This window comes from Pyxidicoccus sp. M6, from assembly GCF_055568925.1.
Genome location: NZ_CM145714.1, coordinates 12,430,901 through 12,448,935 on the forward strand (window position 1 = coordinate 12,430,901; position 18,035 = coordinate 12,448,935).

An 18,035-nucleotide genomic window follows, 5' to 3' on the forward strand; every position below is an offset into this window, starting at 1 on the left:
CGTTTTCATGGGGTGATTACCGTCCGAACTGGCTGACGAAGAGGGTGATGTCGTTGTCGTTCACGGAGCCGGCGCCGTCGAGGTTCGTCTCCTCGGAGCCGTTGGTGCCGTAGTCCTGCGCGAGCAGGCCCATGTCCTCTCCGTCCACGACGCTGTCGCCATTGATGTCGCCCGTGAAGACCTGGACGGTCGCCACGGCCTTCGCCGTCGGTACCACGACGCTCGCCGCGGACACGTGGCACTGGCCACGGACCACCGGCGCGGCGTAGACGCCGGCCGCGCTGACGGTGCCGCAGATGCGGCCCTCCGCCACGGACCAGGTCACCGCCGTGTTCACCGCGTTCGCCACGCTTGCCTGCAGCGTGACGTTGCCGCCCACCGGCACCACGTACGTCGCCGACGCCAGCTCCACCGTGACGGGCTGGAGCGTGAAGGTGGTGGTCGCCCTGGACGAGTTGCCGTACGCGTCGTACGCCACCGCCTCCAGGGTGTGCGCACCCGCCGCCAGCGGAATCGGGAACAGCGGCAGCGTGTACGGCGCGAACGACGTCTGTCCCTTGAGGGCGCCGTCCACGTAGAACTCGACGACCGTCACACCCGTGTCGTCGGTGGCCTCGGCCACCAGCGTGTAGTTCTCGTACAGGCCCTCCACGCTGGCGGTGACGTGCGGCGCGCCCTGGTCCTCGATGGTGGAGTTGTGCACCTCGAACGTCACGGTGCGCTCCGTCACGTTGCCACCCTTGTCCGTGGCCCTCGCCTTGAACTGGTGCGGGCCGTTGGACAGGTTCGCCGTGTCGAACGGCGCCGCGTAGCTGCCCTGGGCGTCCGCGAACGTGGTCACCGGGACGTCGTCCACCAGGAACTCGAGGCTGGACGTCCAGACGTTGTCGCTCACGCTCGCCAGGAGCCGCACCGTCCCGTAGCTACCGTCGACGGAGGCGGCCAGCACGGGCGGCTGGATGTCGGCCTGCTGCGAGGTGTTCAGGTTGACGTCATCCACGAAGAACTGGGTGTTGGCGCCGGGAACCTGCGGGGCCGCCCGCTGGTCCGCCTCGAAGTACAACTGAATCGTCTGGCCCTTGTACTGGGTCAGGTCGAAGCGGTGCTGGAAGTACTGCGCGTCGGTGTCATCCACGTTGGAGAACGACTTCAGCGTCGCCAGGTCGTTGCCACCGGCGTCGCGAATCTTCGCGACGAGGGTGTGGTGGGCCACGGTGTCCGTGAACGCGCCGTTGTAGATGCGCACCCAGAAGCTGTAGATGGCCGAGGTGGCTGCCGCGGGGATGGTGACGTTCTGCCGGGCCGAGTGCAGCGCGGGGCCCGCGTTGGTCCAGAAGATGAGGAAGCGGTTGCCCGAGTGCGCGAAGGACGGGACGTTGAGGAAGCCCGCCGAGCCCGACAGCGTCGTCGCCAGCGTCCAGCTCGCGGAGGTCTCGAAGCTGGGGTTGAGCACGAGCTGCTGGGCGGTGGAGTCCACATAGAACGTCACCGAGGGAGACGTGCCCACGTTGCCCGCCGCGTCCGTGGCCCGGGCCACGAGCGTGTGCGCGCCGGACGTCAGCGTGGAGAGGTTCACCACCCTGGAGAAGGACCTCGGCGAGGTCCCCACGGACGCGTTGTCGACGAGGAACTCCACCGGGCTGACGAAGCCGTTGTCGGACACCTCGGCGGAGTAGGCCACGCGCGTGCCGGAGAAGGTCACGTTGGCCTTCACCACGGGCGCCTCGGCGTCCGCGCCGGTGATGACGCGCAGCGAGAAGTCATCCAACTGGAAGTTGGTGGGAACGGTGGCGTTCTCGTTGCCCTCCAGGTAGACGCGCACCGTCTGGCCCGCGTAGGCCGTCAGGTCCACGCTCTGCTGCACCCAGCCCACCGTCGTGTCCAGGTTGGACCACGTCGCCAGCGTCGCCAGCACGGTGCCGGAGGTGTTGCGCACCTGCAGCGTCAGCGTGTCGCGCACGGCGGTGGTCGTCGTCTCGGAGGTGGTGAGGTTGAGGAAGAAGGTCAGCGCGGCCCGGCTGGCGCCGGCGGGAATGGTGACGTCCTGCCAGAGCTTGTCCACGTGGGTGGAACCCCAGCCGTTGAGCCACACGTAGCCCTGGCCGGAGTGCGTGCCCGAGGAGACCGGGAAGTTGATGTTCTCCGGCGGGTCCGCCGTCCAGCCCTCGCCGGCGAGCTCGAAGCCCGGGTCGGTGAGCAACTGCGAGAAGCTGTTGGTGACGTTGAAGCTCGTCGGATTGGACGCGCCTTGGTTGCCGGCCGTGTCGAAGGCCACCGCGAGCAACTCGTGCGAGCCGTTGGACAGCGAGGTGGTGTCCAGCGGGAGCTGGTAGGGCTGGGAGTAGACCGTCCCCGCCAGGGCGCCGTCCACGTAGAGCTCCACGCGGGCCACGCCGACGTTGTCGTCGGCCTGCGCGTGCAGCTGGAGGTTGGGCGCGGAGCCGGAGACGCTCGCCACGACGGTGGGGGCCGTGCGGTCATCGTACGTGTCGGCGGTGTAGCCCACGTTGATGGCCGCGAAGGCGTTCTGCACCGCGCGGTACTCGTTGGACTGGGCGCCGAAGAGGTCCGCCGCGGACTGGAGGCTCGCGGTGCGGGCCGACAGGTAGTTGGACGAGGGGAACAGGTACGTGGTGATGGCGCGGTACCAGATGGCCGCCGCCTTGTCGTTGCCGATGCCCCTCATGCCCTCGGGCAGGTAGGTGCTGGAGTAGTCGGTGCCAATCACCACCGGCTGGGCGCCCTGGGCCAGGAAGAAGAAGGCGCGGTTCATCGGGCCGCTGCTGAAGTGCACGTCGATGTTGCCGATGCCGGGGTACCAGGCATCCACGCTCGCGCCGTCCAGCGACGGGCGGAACATGATGCGCAGCGGGAACTCGTTGAGCGACTCGCCCATGAGCCAGTTGCCGCCGGTGTCACCAATGCTGCTGCCGCGGCCGTTGGCCACCCAGAACTCCGTCAGGGTGCCGAAGATGTCGGAGTTGGCCTCGTTCAGACCGCCGGACTCGCCGTCATAGATGAGGCCGGCCGTGTGGGACATGACGCCGTGGCTCATCTCGTGGCCCGTCACGTCGAGCACCGCCATCGACTTGAAGCCGGCCGGGTCCGCCGGCCACGAGCCGTCGCCGTAGCTCATGCAGAAGCAGCCGTCGCTCCAGAAGGCGTTGTCGTAGTAGCTGCTGGCGTGCACCCGGTTGTAGGTGGGCGTGCCCAGGTCGTCGATGCCGCTGCGGCCGAAGTTCTTCTTGTAGAAGTCCCACGTGGACAGCAGGCCGAAGTGCGCGTCGACGGCGGCCGTCTGGCCGTTGGCGCTCTGCGTCTCGTCGACATCGGCGTCGAAGTTCTGCCCGTCGCCCCAGACGTTGTCCGGGTCCGTGTAGAGGACGAGCGTGGGCACCTCGCCGTCCTGCACCTCGGCGTGGTTGACGTCATAGGTGCGGATGCCGGGGCCGCCGGTGCGCGTGACGTCGCGCAGCTCGAAGGCGCCCTGGGCATTCTGGAAGACGTCCAGCTGGACGTCGCCGCTGTACTGCGAGTGGCCGACGCCCTTGGCGGCGGCCGTCTGCAGCGAGCTCCACTTCTTCAGCACGTCACCCGAGTGCGCGTCGACGATGAAGTCCGTGTGCTTGACGCCGTCCTTCGGGTTCTCCAGCTCCGTGTGGACGTGGTAAGCGAGCCGGTAGCCCACCACCTGCTCGGTGAAGTCCGCCGCGTTCTGCTTCGCGCGCGGCTTCTCGGGGTAGCGGCTCACCGACTGCGTCAGCGGATAGACGACGAGCTCGCTCTTGGGGGAAACGCTGTACTCCCCCTTCGGCGCCAGCTCCTGGGTGACCTTCGCGAGCGCCGACTTCGCGTCGAGCGAGGGCTTCACGTCCAGGCGGATGCCCTTGCGCAGGCCGTCCGCGGTGATGCTCATCTCCCCGGCGGCCACACCCTGGTGGGTGATGGCCATGGCGCCCCATACCGGTACGCCCTGGTACGTCTGGGCGAAGCGCGCGTGCGTCTGGCCAAAACGGTCCGTGTTGGAATTGACGAGTTGGAAGTCATCCCTCGAGCTCAGCCCGAGCTTCAGGCTTTGGGCTTTCAGGTTTGACAGGGATTCAGCCACACGGGCCGACTCCCGGGCCTTGAGCTGCACCAGCGCGGGCTGGGCAACGGGAGTGAGTTTCTCAGCCGCGAGGGATGAGCTCGCCGTGCAGAGACCGGCGAGGAGCAGAGGCCAGCGAGGCCACGGCTTGGACATGGAATTGACTCCGCCGTACTGCGTTCAGGGGGAACTCCCGCCATCGGCACCGCAGGGGGCGTGCCTCCTTCGGAAGGGCCACACTCATGGAGGAGAGTCCGTACAGCCCCAGGCTTGCGCCCCAAACGTTCCACCATCAGTGTAACTTTTGCGGAGTATACAGAGTCGAAAATCAAAAAGAATGGGGGCGGACCCCAAAAGCCACGATTCGGCCACGAGAAACACATGGAGTGCGGCGATTTTGCACTGCGTCATGTAGGTGCGGGTGAGGCTCGGCGGCCCCATGGGTCCGGGGTGAGCGACGGAGATCCACAGGTCCGGGGCGGGCCGGGTGGCGGCAACGCAGCGGGTGGGGAGCGCGCGCCCCGGCAATCCCAGACTCCGGCCGTGACGGGATGGCCCGGGCGGGACTCCAGCGCAGACCGGCGGCCCTTTCCCAGACAGGCCCGGGCCCTTCAATGCCTCGCAGCGCGTCTACTCCCAGGGATTGGAGAAGCGCGGGTCCTCGGTGAAGATGGAATCCGCCCGGGCCGACTCCGCGGGCAATGACAAGAGCAGTCCAGCAGGGGGGCTTGTGGAATCCGAATCGCACGGCACGCCACGGGCGACCACCGCCCAGCCACACCATGGAGAGCTGGAGCTGTCATGGATGGCCCGGCTTCGGGCGCGTCTTCTCGGCTACGACGTCTTCATCTCCTACCGGCATGAAGACGGGCTCGCCTATGCCATGGCCCTCGAGAACCGCCTGCGCACGGAGGACGTGGCCTGCTTCCGGGATGCGCGAGAGCTGCCAGGAGGTACTCCGCTCAAGCAGCGCATTGCATGGGCGTTGAAGAAGAGCCGGATATTGGTCCTGGTCGGAACCCGGGCGGTGGCACGGCCCTCGGCTCCTGAAGACTGGATTCGCTGGGAGCTGGAGAGCTTCGAAGGGGAGAAGACCATCCTCCCCATCTGGTTCGAGGGAGCATCACGCGCCCTGGGAGTGCCCAGGCTCGAGCACGTCAAGTACACGGAGGAGCTGGAAGCGGCGAGGAAGGAGCCGAAGCCCTCGGACCGGGTGGTGGAGGAAATCCTCGGCGCGATGAAGTTCCTCCGGGTCAATCAGCGCATGCGCGCGCTCATCGCGGGAGCAACGACCGCGCTGCTCGTCCTGCTGGCGTTGAGTGGCGCTCTCTGGGGACAGGAACGGGAACGGAACCGTCAGTACGAGGAGCAGAAGCGGCTGTCGGACGCGAGAGGGCACGCGAACCGCTCGGCGCTGTTGCGGACCCGCTTTCCTGTGGAAATCGAGGAGAGTCTCAAGGAAGCCCTCTCCGCGGCGGAAGGCGCTCCAGAGTTGCTTGAGAGCGACCAGGTCCTCAGGTCCGCCCTCGCACTGTATCCGCCCCTGTTGGGACAGCTCGAGCTTCCCTGCCGGCCGCAACACGTGACGGCGCTCCAGGGCCATCTGCTGGTGGCAGGAGATGACGATGTCTGCATCGTGGACCTCAAGGCTCGGACGGCGCGAAAGGTCTGGGAGACCCCGCACTTCTTGAACGACATGGATGCGGCCAGCACGGGTGGATTGGTCGCACTGGCCTCCAGCAACTTCAGCCACGACGGCAAGCTGACCCTGGCCGACCCTCGAACGGGCAAGGAGCGCTGTCCGCCATTCGAGGGGCTCTTCAATCGGGTCGCGGTGTCCCATGACGGCGCAGTCGTCGCGGCCGCATCAGAGGACGGACGCATCCACCGTATCGACGTCGCCGACTGCCACATCCGCGCCACGGAGCTCTCACTCGGTGCCGAACCCACCCGGCTCAAGTTGGATGCGAGTGGAGTCCTGGTGGGAGCCACCGAAAAGTCCGTGCGCGCCTGGCGGTCCTGGACGGCCTCCGTGCCCCAGGCGCTCTTGGACCGGGACCTTGCCGCATGTCCACCTCCCTTTCTGGCGCGAGCGCCAGTGGCCTTTTCGCCCACCGGCGTCCTGGCGACGACGGATGGGTGCTCCATGCAGGTGCTCGCCGAAGAGGGACACGCCAACTCCAGCATTCCGCTCACCTCGGTCAAGCAACTGTGGTGGGGACGGGAAGGTCTCGTCGCGGCACTGGCCGACCAACGGCTCGTCATCTGGGATAGCACCGTCACCCGGGTCCGCTCGCCGAAGCTCCCCATTACGGGAGAGGTTCCCGACTTCGGCCCTCGGCTGCTCGCGGAGGGTGAGCTCGCGGTGACGACGAGCCGAGAGGAAGGCAAGACGACGGGCGTCGCCCACCTCTGGGATGTCGCATCGGGCCGCGAGATGGGACGACTTCCCCATGGCAGCAGGGTCAGGGGCGTCTTCCCCGGCCCCGATGGTGTGGGCTGGGTCAGCGTCGGTGACGACCACCAGCTCCGCTTCTGGGGGGACATCCGCCGCTGGAATCGGACATGGGTCGTTCCCTACGAGCTCGAGGGAGTGACGAGCACCGACGATGCCAGTCTTGTTGCAACCGCCCATGGTGGCATCTGCGACCGCTGCAAGCGGTGGACGGTCTGGGACGGCTCGGGCGCCAAGCAGGCCGAGATTGCCACGCCAGGGATATCGCTCCGTGCCATGGCCTGGTCCGGGGACTCCACCGAAGTGCTCGTGGCGGACAGCGGGAATCTCTGGCGGTGGCGGTGGCGCGACTCCAAGGTCCCCGTCCGCGTGACGTCATGGTCTGGATTCCGTGCCCAGGCGGCGGCATTCGATGCACGAGGACAGACCCTGGTAGCCGTTGACGGCAAGGGAAACGGGCGGTTCTGGCGTGGGCCGGACTGGGTTGAGAAGACCTTCAGCTATCGCCATCCGAAGGGCCGAGGCCTTGACCCGTGGGACTCCGGTCTCTCGGTCTCTCCCGATGGCCGCAGAGCCGCCATCGCGCTGGTCGGAAGCCTGGTCGTGGTCGACCTGAACGAAGGCACGCAGCGGGACATCACCACCAGCGACCGCGCCTACCGGTCCATGGCCAGCAGATTCTCCAGTGACGGGGCCCAGCTTGCAGTGGCCGCGGACATCAATCCCAACAATCCCGTGGCGGGGCCGATACCCGCCTTGGATGTCGTTCCAATCGATGGCTCGGGGAGGAAGACCGCACGCCTTGCGGCACAGGGCTTCAACCAGGCCGTGTGCTTCGGCCCCGAAGGACGCGTCGCCGCCGCGGTAGGAGAAGTCATCCAGGTCTGGACGGTGGCGGAGGACCTCCATCTCGAGAAGCAGATTGAACAACCCTGGGTGCTCTACGGGTGCCGCTTCGTCCAGGATGGAGCGGGCCTCCTCGTGTGGGGACAGCAGCACGTCCAGATGCTGCCGCTCGATATCGAGGAGCTGAAGAAGGACGCCCAGGGACGTCTGCAGCCTCGTGCAGCGCAACGGTTGTGAGGCGCCGTCACGCAGGAGGTCCCCATTCGCATTTCAGCGAGAGTCGTCTCTCCATCGCCCGCATGGCGTGGAGTGCTGCCGCAAGTTCCCCCGGAACATCCCACGGAAGGAAGCACGAGGACGAGGGCTGAGAGTGCTTCTGCCCCCGAATCCAGCTCCGAATCCAGTGCGGGGCTCAGGACGGTGTCCTATGACAGCAGCCGCCATGCCCGAGGTCAGCCAGAGTGAACGAGCCTTCATCTCCTATGCATCGGGAGATCGCAGCCGCGTCCTCCCCATCATCGAGGACCTCCGGGCGTTGGGCACATCGTCCTGGCTCGATGTCCGGGAAGTGCGCGCGGGTGACCGGCTCACGAACACCCTGTTGAGCAACATCGAGAAGTGCTCATCAGTCGTGGTCATGCTCTCCCGAGCGAGCGCCGGCAGCGAATGGATGAAGCGCGAGATTGGTCACGCGCTCGAGCTCGGAGCGCGGGGCCAGGCCCTCCGCATCATTCCGTGCCGCATCGAGGCCTGCGAGCCGCTCACCGAGTTGAACGACCATGTCTTCGCCGACTTCACCACCAGCTACGCTTCAGGCATGCGGGAGCTCCTCGCCGGCATCTTTCGGAACCGCGAGGTCCTGAGCTGCCGCATCGACCCTGACTGCCCGCTGCAACTCCTGGAAGAGGAACTGCGCCCTGGGCTGGTGAGTGCACTGGCGGCACGTGAAGGGACCCCAGAGTGCGTCTTCTATCTGGATACCGCTCCCCTCCGCGCGGAGCTGGACTCCCTTTCGAACGCATACTCCGAAGAGCTGAGAAAGCTCGCTCCTCCCCTGGCCGAGGCACTGGAGCTCGAAGCGGAGGTCGACCGCGACCTCGCTCCTCTGCTCCTGCAGAACCTGGGGACGATGCTGGGCATTGTGAGCCGTGAAGTCTCCTCCTCATGGCAGCGGGAGCCCGGCCTCAAGCAGATGCTCCTCTCGACGATTCAATCCACCGTCTGGCTCGTCCTCCATGACTTCTGGATCGTTGTCCGAGGCGCCGTGGGCCGTGACCTCACCCGCTTTGGGGCGGTCCATGGCGTAGCGTTGCAGCGCCTGCTCGACGAACTGGCGGCTCGGCCGCCTTGTCCTGTTGTCCCGCCTCCCCTCGCGCAGATGTCGCGCTTCCGCTGTGACTTCGAGGAGCTTCTGGAGCTCGAGCTGGCAGGACACCGCCCCGTGGAGGACGGTCGCGTCTGGGTTCCCAGGCGCGAGGTTTCGGGCGATACCCTGAGGATGATGGGACAGCACATCTACCCCATCCCGCCTTCTCACGAGTTCATGCCCCTCACGTGGCTGCGCTACTTCGTGCCCGGACTTGCCCGGTCGTACGTCTGGCGGTTCTCACGCCAGGGGCTCTGGCTCGCGGACCATGCCAGCCACTTCTCCTTGAGCACGGACGGCTTCACCCACATCGGTCTGCCTTGAGCGCCCCTACTCCCACGGATTGGAGAAGCGCGGGTCCTCGGTGAAGGCCGTGTCCGTGAGGCTTTCCAGGAAGGCCACGAGGTCGGCGCGCTCGGAAGCCGTCAGCGTGAAGGGACGCACCAGCGGGTCCTTGTTGGGATTGGCGCGCCCGTCGCCGACGAAGGGCCCTTCCGTCACGTTGCGCCCACCGGAGGTGTAGTGGTCGATGACGGCCTCCAGGGTGGGGATGCTGCCGTCGTGCATGTACGGCGCCGTCAGCGCCACGTTGCGCAGCGGCGGCACGCGGAAGCGCCCCTGGTCCGAGTCCTTGCGGGTGAACTCAAAGAGGCCCGGGTTGTCCGGCGGGTACGCGCCGTGGCCGTCCACGTCGTAGAGGCCGGTGTTGAAGAACTGCCGCTCCGGCAGCCGCGTGTCCTTCGAGCGGAAGGAGTTCGTCAGGTGCGGGCCGCTGTGGCAGTGGTAGCACTCCGCGCGCTCGCCGAAGAACAGCTCCATGCCCCGCTTCGCCGGCTGGGACATCGCCGTGGCGTCCCCCTGCAGGTAGCGGTCATACGGTGAGCTGCCCGACAGCAGCGTGCGCTGGAAGGACGCAAGCGCCTTCACGATGGCGTCCTTGTTCACCGGGTCGGCCTCCTTGGGGAAGGCCGCGCGGAAGAGCTCCGTGTAGCGCGCGTCGCCCTTCAACCTCCCGAGCACCTCGTCCAGCCGCGGCGCCAGCCCCAGCTCCGTGGGCACCTCGTTGAAGAGGGGCACCAGCGCCTGCGCCTCCAGCGACTCGAGCTGCGGGTTGGCCCAGGTGAAGGTGGACAGGTACGCCACGTTGGCCAGCCCCGGCGCATTGCGCGCGACGTGGTCCCCCGTGGAGCCCACCGGCGTCGACCGGCCGTCGGTGAAGGCGAGCCGCTGCTCGTGACAGCTCGCGCACGCCTGCGTTCCGTTGCCGGACAGGCGCTCGTCGTAGAAGAGGTGCCGGCCGAGCTGCACCTTCTCCTCGGACATGGGGTTGTCCTCGGGGACGAAGGGCTCGGGGAAGCCGGCCGGCAGCTTCCATTCGTACGCGGGCGGCGCGTCGTCACCACCGCCGCAGCCCGAGGCCAGCAGCGCGAGCAGCACGGCCCCCATCTTCCATGCGCGAGACATCGCGGGTGCTCCTTCTTCAGTCCAGGTCGACGGGGTTGCTGCCCACGTGGCAGACATTGCAGGCGCCCGACATGGTGGGGAACGGCATGAAGTTCACGGACGCCGTGGCGCGGCTGGTGACGCGCGGGTACAGCGACTGGTCCGGGAAGGGCGCGGCCTCCGTCGTGTAGAAGTTGCCGCTCGCGTCCGCCTCCAGCGTCAGCACCACGGTGCCTCCACCGTTGGGCGCGGTGGAGAGGGTAATCGTCGCGTCCGGGTTGGGCTCGCGCTTGGAGGTGACGGCGGTGCCCGCCACGGTGAAGCGTCCGGGCGCGGTGCCGTTGGGCCCGTGGCAGCCCATGCAGTTGTTGCCCGCCTCGTGGCTGGTGCCGCCGCGCCGGCTCTTCAGCGTCACGGCGTCCAGCTCCGGCGAGCGTTGCACCGTGGGAGCGGTGTCGCCGCCGTCATCGGAGCCGCAGCCCATGGACAGGCCCGTGGCCAGCGCGAGCAGCGGCGCGGCGTGGGCACGCAGGTCAAAGACAGACATGGTGGTGCCCCGGGCGTCAGCGGACGCGGAAGAAGGTGTCGGGCCGCTCGCGGGCGCTGCCATTCACGTTGAGGCCCACCTGCTTGAAGAGGGACGCGCACTCCGGGTCCGTCGCGCTGGACATGCAGCCGGCCATCATGTCCGTGGTGCCGTCCGGCACGCGCTCCACGTCCAGCTCCGAGTAGAGGCCGGCCGCGTCCAGCACCACCTCGTTCTTCTCCGAATCGAAGCCGGTCAGCGTCACCGTGGTCTGGTTGTCCGAGGCGCAGGTGAAGCCCTCGGCCACCGAGCCCTTGCAGCCGGCCGCGCCCAGGTGGAAGTAGTAGCTCTCGTTGGACTGCGTGCGCACGTCCAGGCGGAGGAACTTGTAGCCGCCCTGCCAGCTCCACCACATGCCGGGCGAGTTGAGCGGCGCGGGCGCGGTGGCGCCGTCCAGGTGGTTCATCTCCGGGGGCAGGCCCACCTTGAACTCCAGGCCCGTGTAGTCGTCGTGCTCGGGCACGGTGCCGATGACTTCCCGGCGCACCTGTGGGCTGCCGGTGTCACAGGTGCCGGTGCCGTCCTCGAAGTCCAGCAGGGCGATGCCGTCCCGCTGCCACGTGCCGTCCTGCTCCAGCTCCAGCGCCACCCGCTCGCCGTTGGCGCGCACCAGGGCGATGTCCCGGAGATACATCTTGAAGTCGAGCAACTGGATGGTGCCGTTCGAGGTGCCGATGCCCGAGTAGCTCGTGCCACAGGACAGGGGCTGCTCGCGGACCTGGGGGCTGAAGCGGATGGTGCGCTTGCTCTCACTGTCACCACAGCCCTGCATCAGCAACAGCGACGGCAACAACCAGCACGCGGACTTCAGGACGGCATTCATTTCGACGACCTCCACGGAGGGTGGGCGGGGGCCACCCTGACGGCGGCGATGGGTAGCAGAGGGGCCCGGCCCGGCCGCTGTGGCAAGTTGTCGCGGCGCCCGCCATGTCGGACACGGCACGGGAAGGCACACGCCTCCCGCCCACGGCAGGACACCCCTCCATGTCTCCGGTCGGAAACGTGGCGGCGCCCGGGACATATCGCGGAACCCGGCGTGTGGAAGGAAACGGTGCCCTGCCCTCCAGGGCGCTGGCCGCCCCGGACGTCCGACACTACCCATGCCCCCTCCCCGCTTTCTGGAGGCCGTCCCGTCCATGTCCGCGCGACCGCTGTTCCGCGTCCTGCCCCTGCTCGTCCTGGCCGGACTGAGCCTGGGCCATGGCGGGAGCGACGGCGAGGGTGGCGGTGGGTGCGGCGGCGGTGACTCCGGCACGCACACCCGACATGACGCTCACCCGAAGAGGTCCGGCGCGGAGTGCCCGGACGAAGGAGGCCCCACGGCGGAGAGCTTCGGCCGGGCCTTCCTGGAGACGTATTGCCTGCCGTGTCACAGCGCCAGCGTGACGGGCGAGGCTCGCGCGGGGGCCCCGGTGGGCGCGGACTTCGACACACGCGGCGCGGTGCGCCTGTGGTCCAGGCTCATCGACGCGCACACGGCCGCGGGTCCCGACGCGGTGAATACCGAAATGCCCCCGCCTCCCCTTCCCGCCCCCTCCCTGGACGAGCGCCTGACGTTGGGTCAGTGGCTCGCCTGCGGTGCCCCATGAGCGTTCCGACCCGAAGGGCGGCGCGCCCGCACCACCTGACTCTCCCCCTCAACCCCCTCTACCGGACCCGCGCACCCGAGGTGTCGCGAGGACGGCGGCCCTGCTCACGGACACGTGCCGCAGTCGGACTGGCAGCTCGCGGCGGTGGTGCTGGTGCCGCAGTGCTCGGAGAGCTGGCAGGTGCCGTCGCCGCAGCGGTAGATGTCCTGCGTGCGGATGCGGGTGGTGATGGGGCGGTACATCTTCCCGTTGTACGTGCACGACTTGTAGTAGTTGCGGGACGTGTCCAGCGTGCAGTACGTGCGCGCGGAGCCCACGTGGCCGATGACCACGGCGCAGTCCGGGTCTCCCGACCACGCCGACAGGCCGCACGCGCGCACCGTGCTCTGGTCATAGGTGAGGTAGTCCGCGTCGTTCCCCACGAAGAGCCCCTCGCCGTTGAAGAGGTTGCCGAAGAACACCGCCTCCGGCTGGTTGTACGTCGTCAGCTCGTCCGTACCGATGGGGATGGGATTGTTCAGCGCGTCACGGCCCAGCACGGAGATGTTCAGGTGCACGCCGTACTTGTTCACATGCGCGGCGAGACAACCCGACACCACTTGTTGCTCGGCCAGGGTCGCCGGCGAACCGCCCGCCCAGGCCGGCGCCAGCCCCAGCACGCCCGTCCACGTGTACGTGGTGCCCGCGTACGTGTACGTCAGCGTCTGCCCCGAGGACATCGCGCACCGGGCGATGTATCGCATGACCTCATCCGCCCTCGCCGGGTTCGTTCCGAACCAGGTGCTGAAACCATTCGTGGACAGGCCATTCGTGGACAGGCCATTCGTGGACAAGCCATTCGTGGACAGGCCATTCGTGGACAGGCCGTTGGTGGAGAGCCCGTTCGTGGACAGGCCATTGGTGGAGAGCCCGTTCGAGGACAACATCCCGTCCTCGTGGGTGCCCAACGACTCGGAGTCCAGGTCCATGCCTGGCTCCGCGGGGCCGCAGCCGACGGCGGCGACGCAGAGCAGTAGTGGCACCCAGCTCCATCCGCGCGGGTGGCGGATTCGGTTGCGGGTGACCTCGAAGTGGGGAGAGGTCTGCGGGATGAGGTGGCGCATGGGAATGACTCCGCGTTGGGGGTGACCGCGTTGAGTGCGGCCACGACAACCGGTAGTGCTTCCCGCGCGGACTGACAGGTGTCCCCGCGTGCAGATGACGTTGCTAGGTCTTACGGCAAACACGTATTGCGTGTTCCGCGGGCCGCTCCGTCAAAAGACAGACACGCGGAGAACGATTGCGTCTTGAATGACTCAGGGATGTTTCACGGGTTGCGCGCGGCGTGAGACGGCGCGCGCGCCTGCCGGGCGTCACGCGGCAGCGACACCGTGAAGGTGGTGCCGTCGCGCTCGGACGAGCTCACGTGCACGCTGCCTCCGTGGGCCTGGACAATCTCTCTCACGATGAACAGGCCGAGTCCCAAACCACCCCGACGACGGCCCTTCTCGCGCGCCGTTCCAGCCTGGCGGAACGGGTCGAACAGCGTGGCCAGTTGCGGAGCCGGAATGGGAGCACCGGGGTTGTGTACCTCCAGGACGAGCCAGGTGTCCTGCTCCTCGCAACGCAGCATCACCGGCGCGTGCTGCTCGCCGTGCTCCAGCGCGTTGCCGACGAGGTTGCTGACGACCTGGGCGAGTCGGTCCGCATCCCAGACACCGTCCGCGCGGCCGTCCACGTCGAAGCCAATCACCCGTTCCGGCCACGCGGCGGACAGCTCATCCACCACCTGGCGGCACAGCGTGGCCAGGTTGGCCGGGGCGAGATTCAACGGAATGCCGCCGGACAGCCGCGCGCGCGTGAGGTCGAGGATGTCGGAAATCATGGTCCCCATCCGCGCCGCGCTCGTCTCGATGCGTTGAGCGAGCTGCTGCTGCTGGGAGCTGTGCGGGGAGCGACGCCGCATGGCCCTGGCGGACAGGGTGATGGCGTTCAGCGGGTTGCGGAGGTCATGCCCGAGGATGCCGATGAAACGTTCGCGGAAGCTCGCCTCCTCGGACAGACGCTCCAGGGCTCGGTGGCGCTCGGTGATGTCCATCATGGAGCCAATCATCCGCACCGGCTGGCCCGCCGCGTCACGAGCGAGCACGCCCCTGTCCAGCACGTGGGCCCAGGTGCCGTCGCCCCGCTGGAAGCGGTACTCCGCCTGCCACGTGGCCTTCATGGAGGCCACGAAGCCGCGCAGCCCGGCGGCCACGGCCTCGCGCTCGTCGGGGTGCACGCGCGCCTGCCACCAGTCCAGCCCGTGGGTGGACGGCTCCGCGCCATAGCCGAACCACTCACCCGGGCTGGTCTCCCAGCGCACGGAGCCGGCCGCGAGGTCCCAGTCCCATAGGACGTCATGGGTGGCGCGCGCCGCCAGCCGGTAGCGCTCCTCGGCCTCGCGCAGCACGGACTCGGTCTGCTCGCGCTCGGTGCAGTCCATCACGACACCCACCATGCGGTGCGCGCGCTCGCCGTCGCGCACGCCCTGCCCCACGGCCTCGTACCAGCGCGTGGAGCCGTCCGCGTGCCGGCAGCGGAACTTGAGGGAGTAGGGCCCGTCCGCCGCCAGCGCCTGTTCAATGGCACGCGCCACGCGGGGCCGGTCCTCCACCACCACGCATGAGAGGAAGCCCGGCAGCGAGCTGCCCAGCGTGCCCGGAGGCTGCCCGAAGAAGGCGTCCGCCTCTTGAGACCAGGTGACGGCGCGGCGGGTCTCCGTCCACTCCCACGCCACCATGCGCGCGGTGGACAGCGCCAGCCGCAGCAATTCCTCACGGGCGCGCAGGGCGCTCGCGGACTCCAGCGCGGCCTCGGCCCTGCGCCGCGCCTCGCGCTCGCGCTCCAGTGTCTCGCGCAGGGCCTGGGCGTCCTCTTCCACCGGAGGGAGGAGCCACAGCGCGAAGCCCTCACCCTCCTTCACCGCGATGGCCTGGAAGCGCGCGTCCACGCCCTCGCGCCGGACGCGCAACGGGACGGATAGCGGCACGCCGGTGGCGCCCAGGCGCACGCAGTCCTCCACCTCCAGCCCCTTCACGCCGTCCGCGGACCAGCGGGACAGGTGCGCGTCCAGCCCCCAGTCGCGCACCACGTCGCCGGCCGCCGCGTTGTGCGACGTCCACCGGAAGTCGAGGACCTCTCCGGCAGGCCCCCGCACCGGCTCGAAGAGGAGGCAGGGCGCCGGGCTCCCGGAATGGGGCGTCCATGCCAGGGCGGACCCTGGGAGTGATGACAGACCCGCCATCGGATTTCCCCCAGCGCGCGCCGCGCCATGACACACGGGCACGAGGCGTGCGGTAGGGAAAGAGTGCCATGTCCTGACGGATGCGAGCCTGTCCCGGGGTACACCTCCCCCGCGCAGTGCTCACCCGTGAGCATTTGTGTCTCAGCGAGACGCTGTGCCCGGAATGGACGTCAGGGAGTCCTTGAAGTGACGCATCACCCGCTCCTGCAGGCGCTGGTTGACGGCGGGCTCTCTCACCATGTGCGTGAAGCCGCTGAGGGGCAGCAGCTCGTGTGGCTTGCCGGCGCGGAACAGCGCATCCGATAGCTTCAGCGCGTGGAAGAAGTAGACGTTGTCGTCCGCGGTGCCGTGGACGATGAGCAGCCGGCCGATGGGCCCTTCCCGCTTCGCGTAGGTGAGCAGCGAGCTGCGCTCGTACGCCTCCGGGTGCTCGTCGGGGAGGCCGAGGAGCCGCTCGGAGACGTGGGTGTCATAGTCGCGCCAGTCCGCCACCAGCGCGCCGGCCACCGCGGCCTTGAAGACGTCCGGCCGGGCCATGACGGCGAGCGCGCTGATGTAGCCGCCGTTGCTCCACCCGGTGATGCCCACGCGCTGGAGGTCCACCTCGGGCACCTCCTCGGCGAGCGCCTTCAGCGCGGCGGCCTGGTCGTCCACCGTCACCATGCCGATGTTGTATTTCCCGGCGTGCAGCCACGCGTTGCCCCGCAGCGGCGTGCCGCGCCCGTCGAAGCTGACGACGAGGAAGCCCTGGTCCGCCATCCACTGCCACATGAGGCTGTACGCCATGCTCTGGTGGACGGTGGTGGCGATGGCGCCGCCGTACACGTCGACGATGACGGGCAGCTTCACGCCCGGCTTGAAGTCACGCGGGCGGACGATGGCGGCCCAGAAGCGCTCCTTCCCGACCTGACGCACCTCGAGGCGCGGCACGAAGGGCGGCTCCTTCGCCACGGAGGGCAGCTCGCCCACGCGCTTGCCGTCCGGCTGGAGCACGTAGACGTGGCGCATGCTGGTGGGCCCTTCCGTGTGGAGGACGAGGAGGCCGCCCTTCTCGCTCACCTGCGCGTTCTCGAGGGCCGGGCCGCCGGACGTCACGCGCGTGGGGGCGCCGCCCTTCGTCACGCGCCAGAGGTAGCGCTCGGTGGGGTTGGGGCCGCCGAGGAAGTACAGCGTGTCCTCCGCGGGGAGGTAGCGCGCGAAGGAGCGGAACCCGGCCTCGGGCTTCACCAGCGAGCGCGCGAGGCCGCCGTCCGCGTTGCGCAGCTCCACCTCCGGGCCACCGTTGCGCTCGGTGAGCCAGAGGAAGCCGCTGCCGTCCGGGAGCCACTGGGGGAAGGGCGGGTGCAAATCCAGCCACGCGTCGTCCTTCACCTTCTCCGTGAGCAGCACGCGCGTCCTGCCTGTCTTCACGTCCACCGCGAGGAGCTGTTCCTCCGTCTGGAGGCGGTTCTGCACGAGCAACGTCAGCGGGCCCTTCTCCGGCCAGGCGACGGTGGCGAGGTAGGGGAACTTGTTGGAATCCCAGTCCACCCACGTCGTCTTTCCACCCGTGGAGGGCGTGAGGCCGAGGCGCACCTTCGCGTTCGCCTTGCCCGCGCGTGGGTAGGGGAAGCGCTGGGCGCCGGCCTCGGGGTGCATGACGTCGACGATGGAGAACTGCTCCACCTGGGAGGTGTCGGCCTCGGTGTAGGCGATGAGCTTCGCGTCCGGGCTCCACCAGAAGCCGGAGAAGCGGCCCATCTCTTCTTGGGCGAGGAACTCGGCGAGGCCGTGCGTCTTCTCTGGCGTCCCGCCGCGCGTCACGCGGGATTCCGTCTGCGTGGCGAGGTCCAGGCGGTAGACGTCGTTGTCACGGACGTAGGCGACTTGGCGGCCGTCGGGGGAGAACTGGGGGTCGATGGCGCCGGGGCCGGACTGGAGCTCCGTGACTTTTCCGGAGGCGCGCTCGACGACGTAGAGGCGGCCGGAGAGGCCGAGCCGGAGCTGTGAGCCGTCCTTGGAAAGGGCGAAGGAGGTGAAGCCCGAGGCCGACAGGCGCATGCGCTCGCGGCGAGCCTTCTCCTCGGGGGAGAGCGTCTCCTCGGCGCCCTTGAGCAGGGATTGAGGGGTGAGGAACTCGCGCGTCTGGCCGGTGGCCACGTCGAAGGCGAAGAGCGTCTGGGCGTTGGAGGGAGGCTGGGCGCGGAGGAAATAGACGGTCTTCTCGTCGGGGGTGATGGCGGTGGAGCTGGGACGGCCGAAGCGGAACCCATTCGTCTCCGAGAACTGCCGGAGGAAGGAGTCTTCCGCAGGGACGGATGGAGCCGGGGACTTCGGCTCGGCCAGGACGGGAGTGCTCAGCAGGACGAGAGCCGCGAGGAGATAGCGCATGCGGGTGCCGGCGCATCCCTTGTGGGAC

General features: G+C 68.4%; 10 protein-coding genes. 3 read left to right on the forward strand and 7 right to left on the reverse strand.

Going from position 1 to position 18,035, the window contains the following annotated elements; translation table 11 throughout:
* Nucleotides 1–16 precede the first annotated feature (16 nt).
* Nucleotides 17–4,108, reverse strand: coding sequence for a M4 family metallopeptidase (locus ACVTJA_RS49100; protein WP_465831395.1), 4,092 nt, complete (start codon nucleotides 4,106–4,108; stop codon nucleotides 17–19).
* 784 nt (nucleotides 4,109–4,892) lie between these two features.
* Here ACVTJA_RS49100 and ACVTJA_RS49105 point away from each other — a divergent pair.
* Both ACVTJA_RS49105 and ACVTJA_RS49110 read left to right on the forward strand, forming a co-directional pair.
* Nucleotides 4,893–7,625 carry a toll/interleukin-1 receptor domain-containing protein gene (locus ACVTJA_RS49105; RefSeq protein ID WP_465831397.1) on the forward strand — a complete coding sequence of 911 codons (2,733 nt, stop codon included), beginning with the start codon at nucleotides 4,893–4,895 and terminating at the stop codon, nucleotides 7,623–7,625.
* Nucleotides 7,626–7,815: 190 nt separating this feature from the next.
* Nucleotides 7,816–9,078, forward strand: coding sequence for a toll/interleukin-1 receptor domain-containing protein (locus ACVTJA_RS49110; RefSeq protein WP_465831399.1), 1,263 nt, complete (start codon nucleotides 7,816–7,818; stop codon nucleotides 9,076–9,078).
* 6 nt (nucleotides 9,079–9,084) lie between these two features.
* Here the strand turns inward: ACVTJA_RS49110 and ACVTJA_RS49115 are convergent, their stop codons facing one another.
* Genes ACVTJA_RS49115 through ACVTJA_RS49125 form a run of 3 tightly spaced genes read right to left on the reverse strand, consistent with a single transcriptional unit; the run spans nucleotide 9,085 to nucleotide 11,606 of the window.
* The gene (locus tag ACVTJA_RS49115; RefSeq protein WP_465831401.1) at nucleotides 9,085–10,218 is read right to left on the reverse strand and encodes an MbnH family di-heme enzyme; all 1,134 of its coding nucleotides are present in this window, start codon (nucleotides 10,216–10,218) and stop codon (nucleotides 9,085–9,087) included.
* Nucleotides 10,219–10,234: 16 nt separating this feature from the next.
* Complete coding sequence (locus tag ACVTJA_RS49120; RefSeq protein ID WP_465831402.1) at nucleotides 10,235–10,744, reverse strand: hypothetical protein; 510 nt, start codon at nucleotides 10,742–10,744, stop codon at nucleotides 10,235–10,237.
* Nucleotides 10,745–10,760: 16 nt separating this feature from the next.
* Nucleotides 10,761–11,606 (reverse strand): MbnP family copper-binding protein, encoded by an 846-nt coding sequence (locus ACVTJA_RS49125; protein WP_465831404.1) that lies wholly within the window; start codon nucleotides 11,604–11,606, stop codon nucleotides 10,761–10,763.
* A 313-nt stretch (nucleotides 11,607–11,919) separates the two neighbouring features.
* Here ACVTJA_RS49125 and ACVTJA_RS49130 point away from each other — a divergent pair, with 313 nt between their 5' ends.
* Nucleotides 11,920–12,372: a hypothetical protein gene (locus ACVTJA_RS49130; RefSeq protein WP_465831406.1), complete on the forward strand. Its 453-nt coding sequence runs from the start codon at nucleotides 11,920–11,922 to the stop codon at nucleotides 12,370–12,372.
* Nucleotides 12,373–12,476: 104 nt separating this feature from the next.
* Here ACVTJA_RS49130 and ACVTJA_RS49135 read toward each other — a convergent pair whose 3' ends face one another.
* The 3 genes from ACVTJA_RS49135 to ACVTJA_RS49145 form a co-directional block, all read right to left on the reverse strand.
* Nucleotides 12,477–13,475, reverse strand: coding sequence for a hypothetical protein (locus ACVTJA_RS49135; RefSeq protein WP_465831407.1), 999 nt, complete (start codon nucleotides 13,473–13,475; stop codon nucleotides 12,477–12,479).
* A 203-nt stretch (nucleotides 13,476–13,678) separates the two neighbouring features.
* Nucleotides 13,679–15,550, reverse strand: coding sequence for a sensor histidine kinase (locus ACVTJA_RS49140; RefSeq protein ID WP_465831409.1), 1,872 nt, complete (start codon nucleotides 15,548–15,550; stop codon nucleotides 13,679–13,681).
* A 228-nt stretch (nucleotides 15,551–15,778) separates the two neighbouring features.
* A complete protein-coding gene (locus ACVTJA_RS49145; RefSeq protein ID WP_465831410.1) occupies nucleotides 15,779–18,007 on the reverse strand; it encodes a DPP IV N-terminal domain-containing protein in 2,229 nt (742 codons plus the stop codon).
* Between the last annotated feature and the right edge of the window lie 28 nt (nucleotides 18,008–18,035).

Excerpts from the sequence above, each read along its gene's own strand:
- ACVTJA_RS49110 (WP_465831399.1), top strand. The coding sequence starts at position 7,816 with ATGACAGCAGCCGCCATGCCCGAGGTCAGCCAGAGTGAACGAGCCTTC.
- ACVTJA_RS49130 (WP_465831406.1), top strand. The coding sequence starts at position 11,920 with ATGTCCGCGCGACCGCTGTTCCGCGTCCTGCCCCTGCTCGTCCTGGCC.
- ACVTJA_RS49105 (WP_465831397.1), top strand. The coding sequence starts at position 4,893 with ATGGCCCGGCTTCGGGCGCGTCTTCTCGGCTACGACGTCTTCATCTCC.
- ACVTJA_RS49135 (WP_465831407.1), bottom strand. The coding sequence starts at position 13,475 with ATGCGCCACCTCATCCCGCAGACCTCTCCCCACTTCGAGGTCACCCGC.
- ACVTJA_RS49145 (WP_465831410.1), bottom strand. The coding sequence starts at position 18,007 with ATGCGCTATCTCCTCGCGGCTCTCGTCCTGCTGAGCACTCCCGTCCTG.
- ACVTJA_RS49120 (WP_465831402.1), bottom strand. The coding sequence starts at position 10,744 with ATGTCTGTCTTTGACCTGCGTGCCCACGCCGCGCCGCTGCTCGCGCTG.
- ACVTJA_RS49115 (WP_465831401.1), bottom strand. The coding sequence starts at position 10,218 with ATGTCTCGCGCATGGAAGATGGGGGCCGTGCTGCTCGCGCTGCTGGCC.
- ACVTJA_RS49125 (WP_465831404.1), bottom strand. The coding sequence starts at position 11,606 with ATGAATGCCGTCCTGAAGTCCGCGTGCTGGTTGTTGCCGTCGCTGTTG.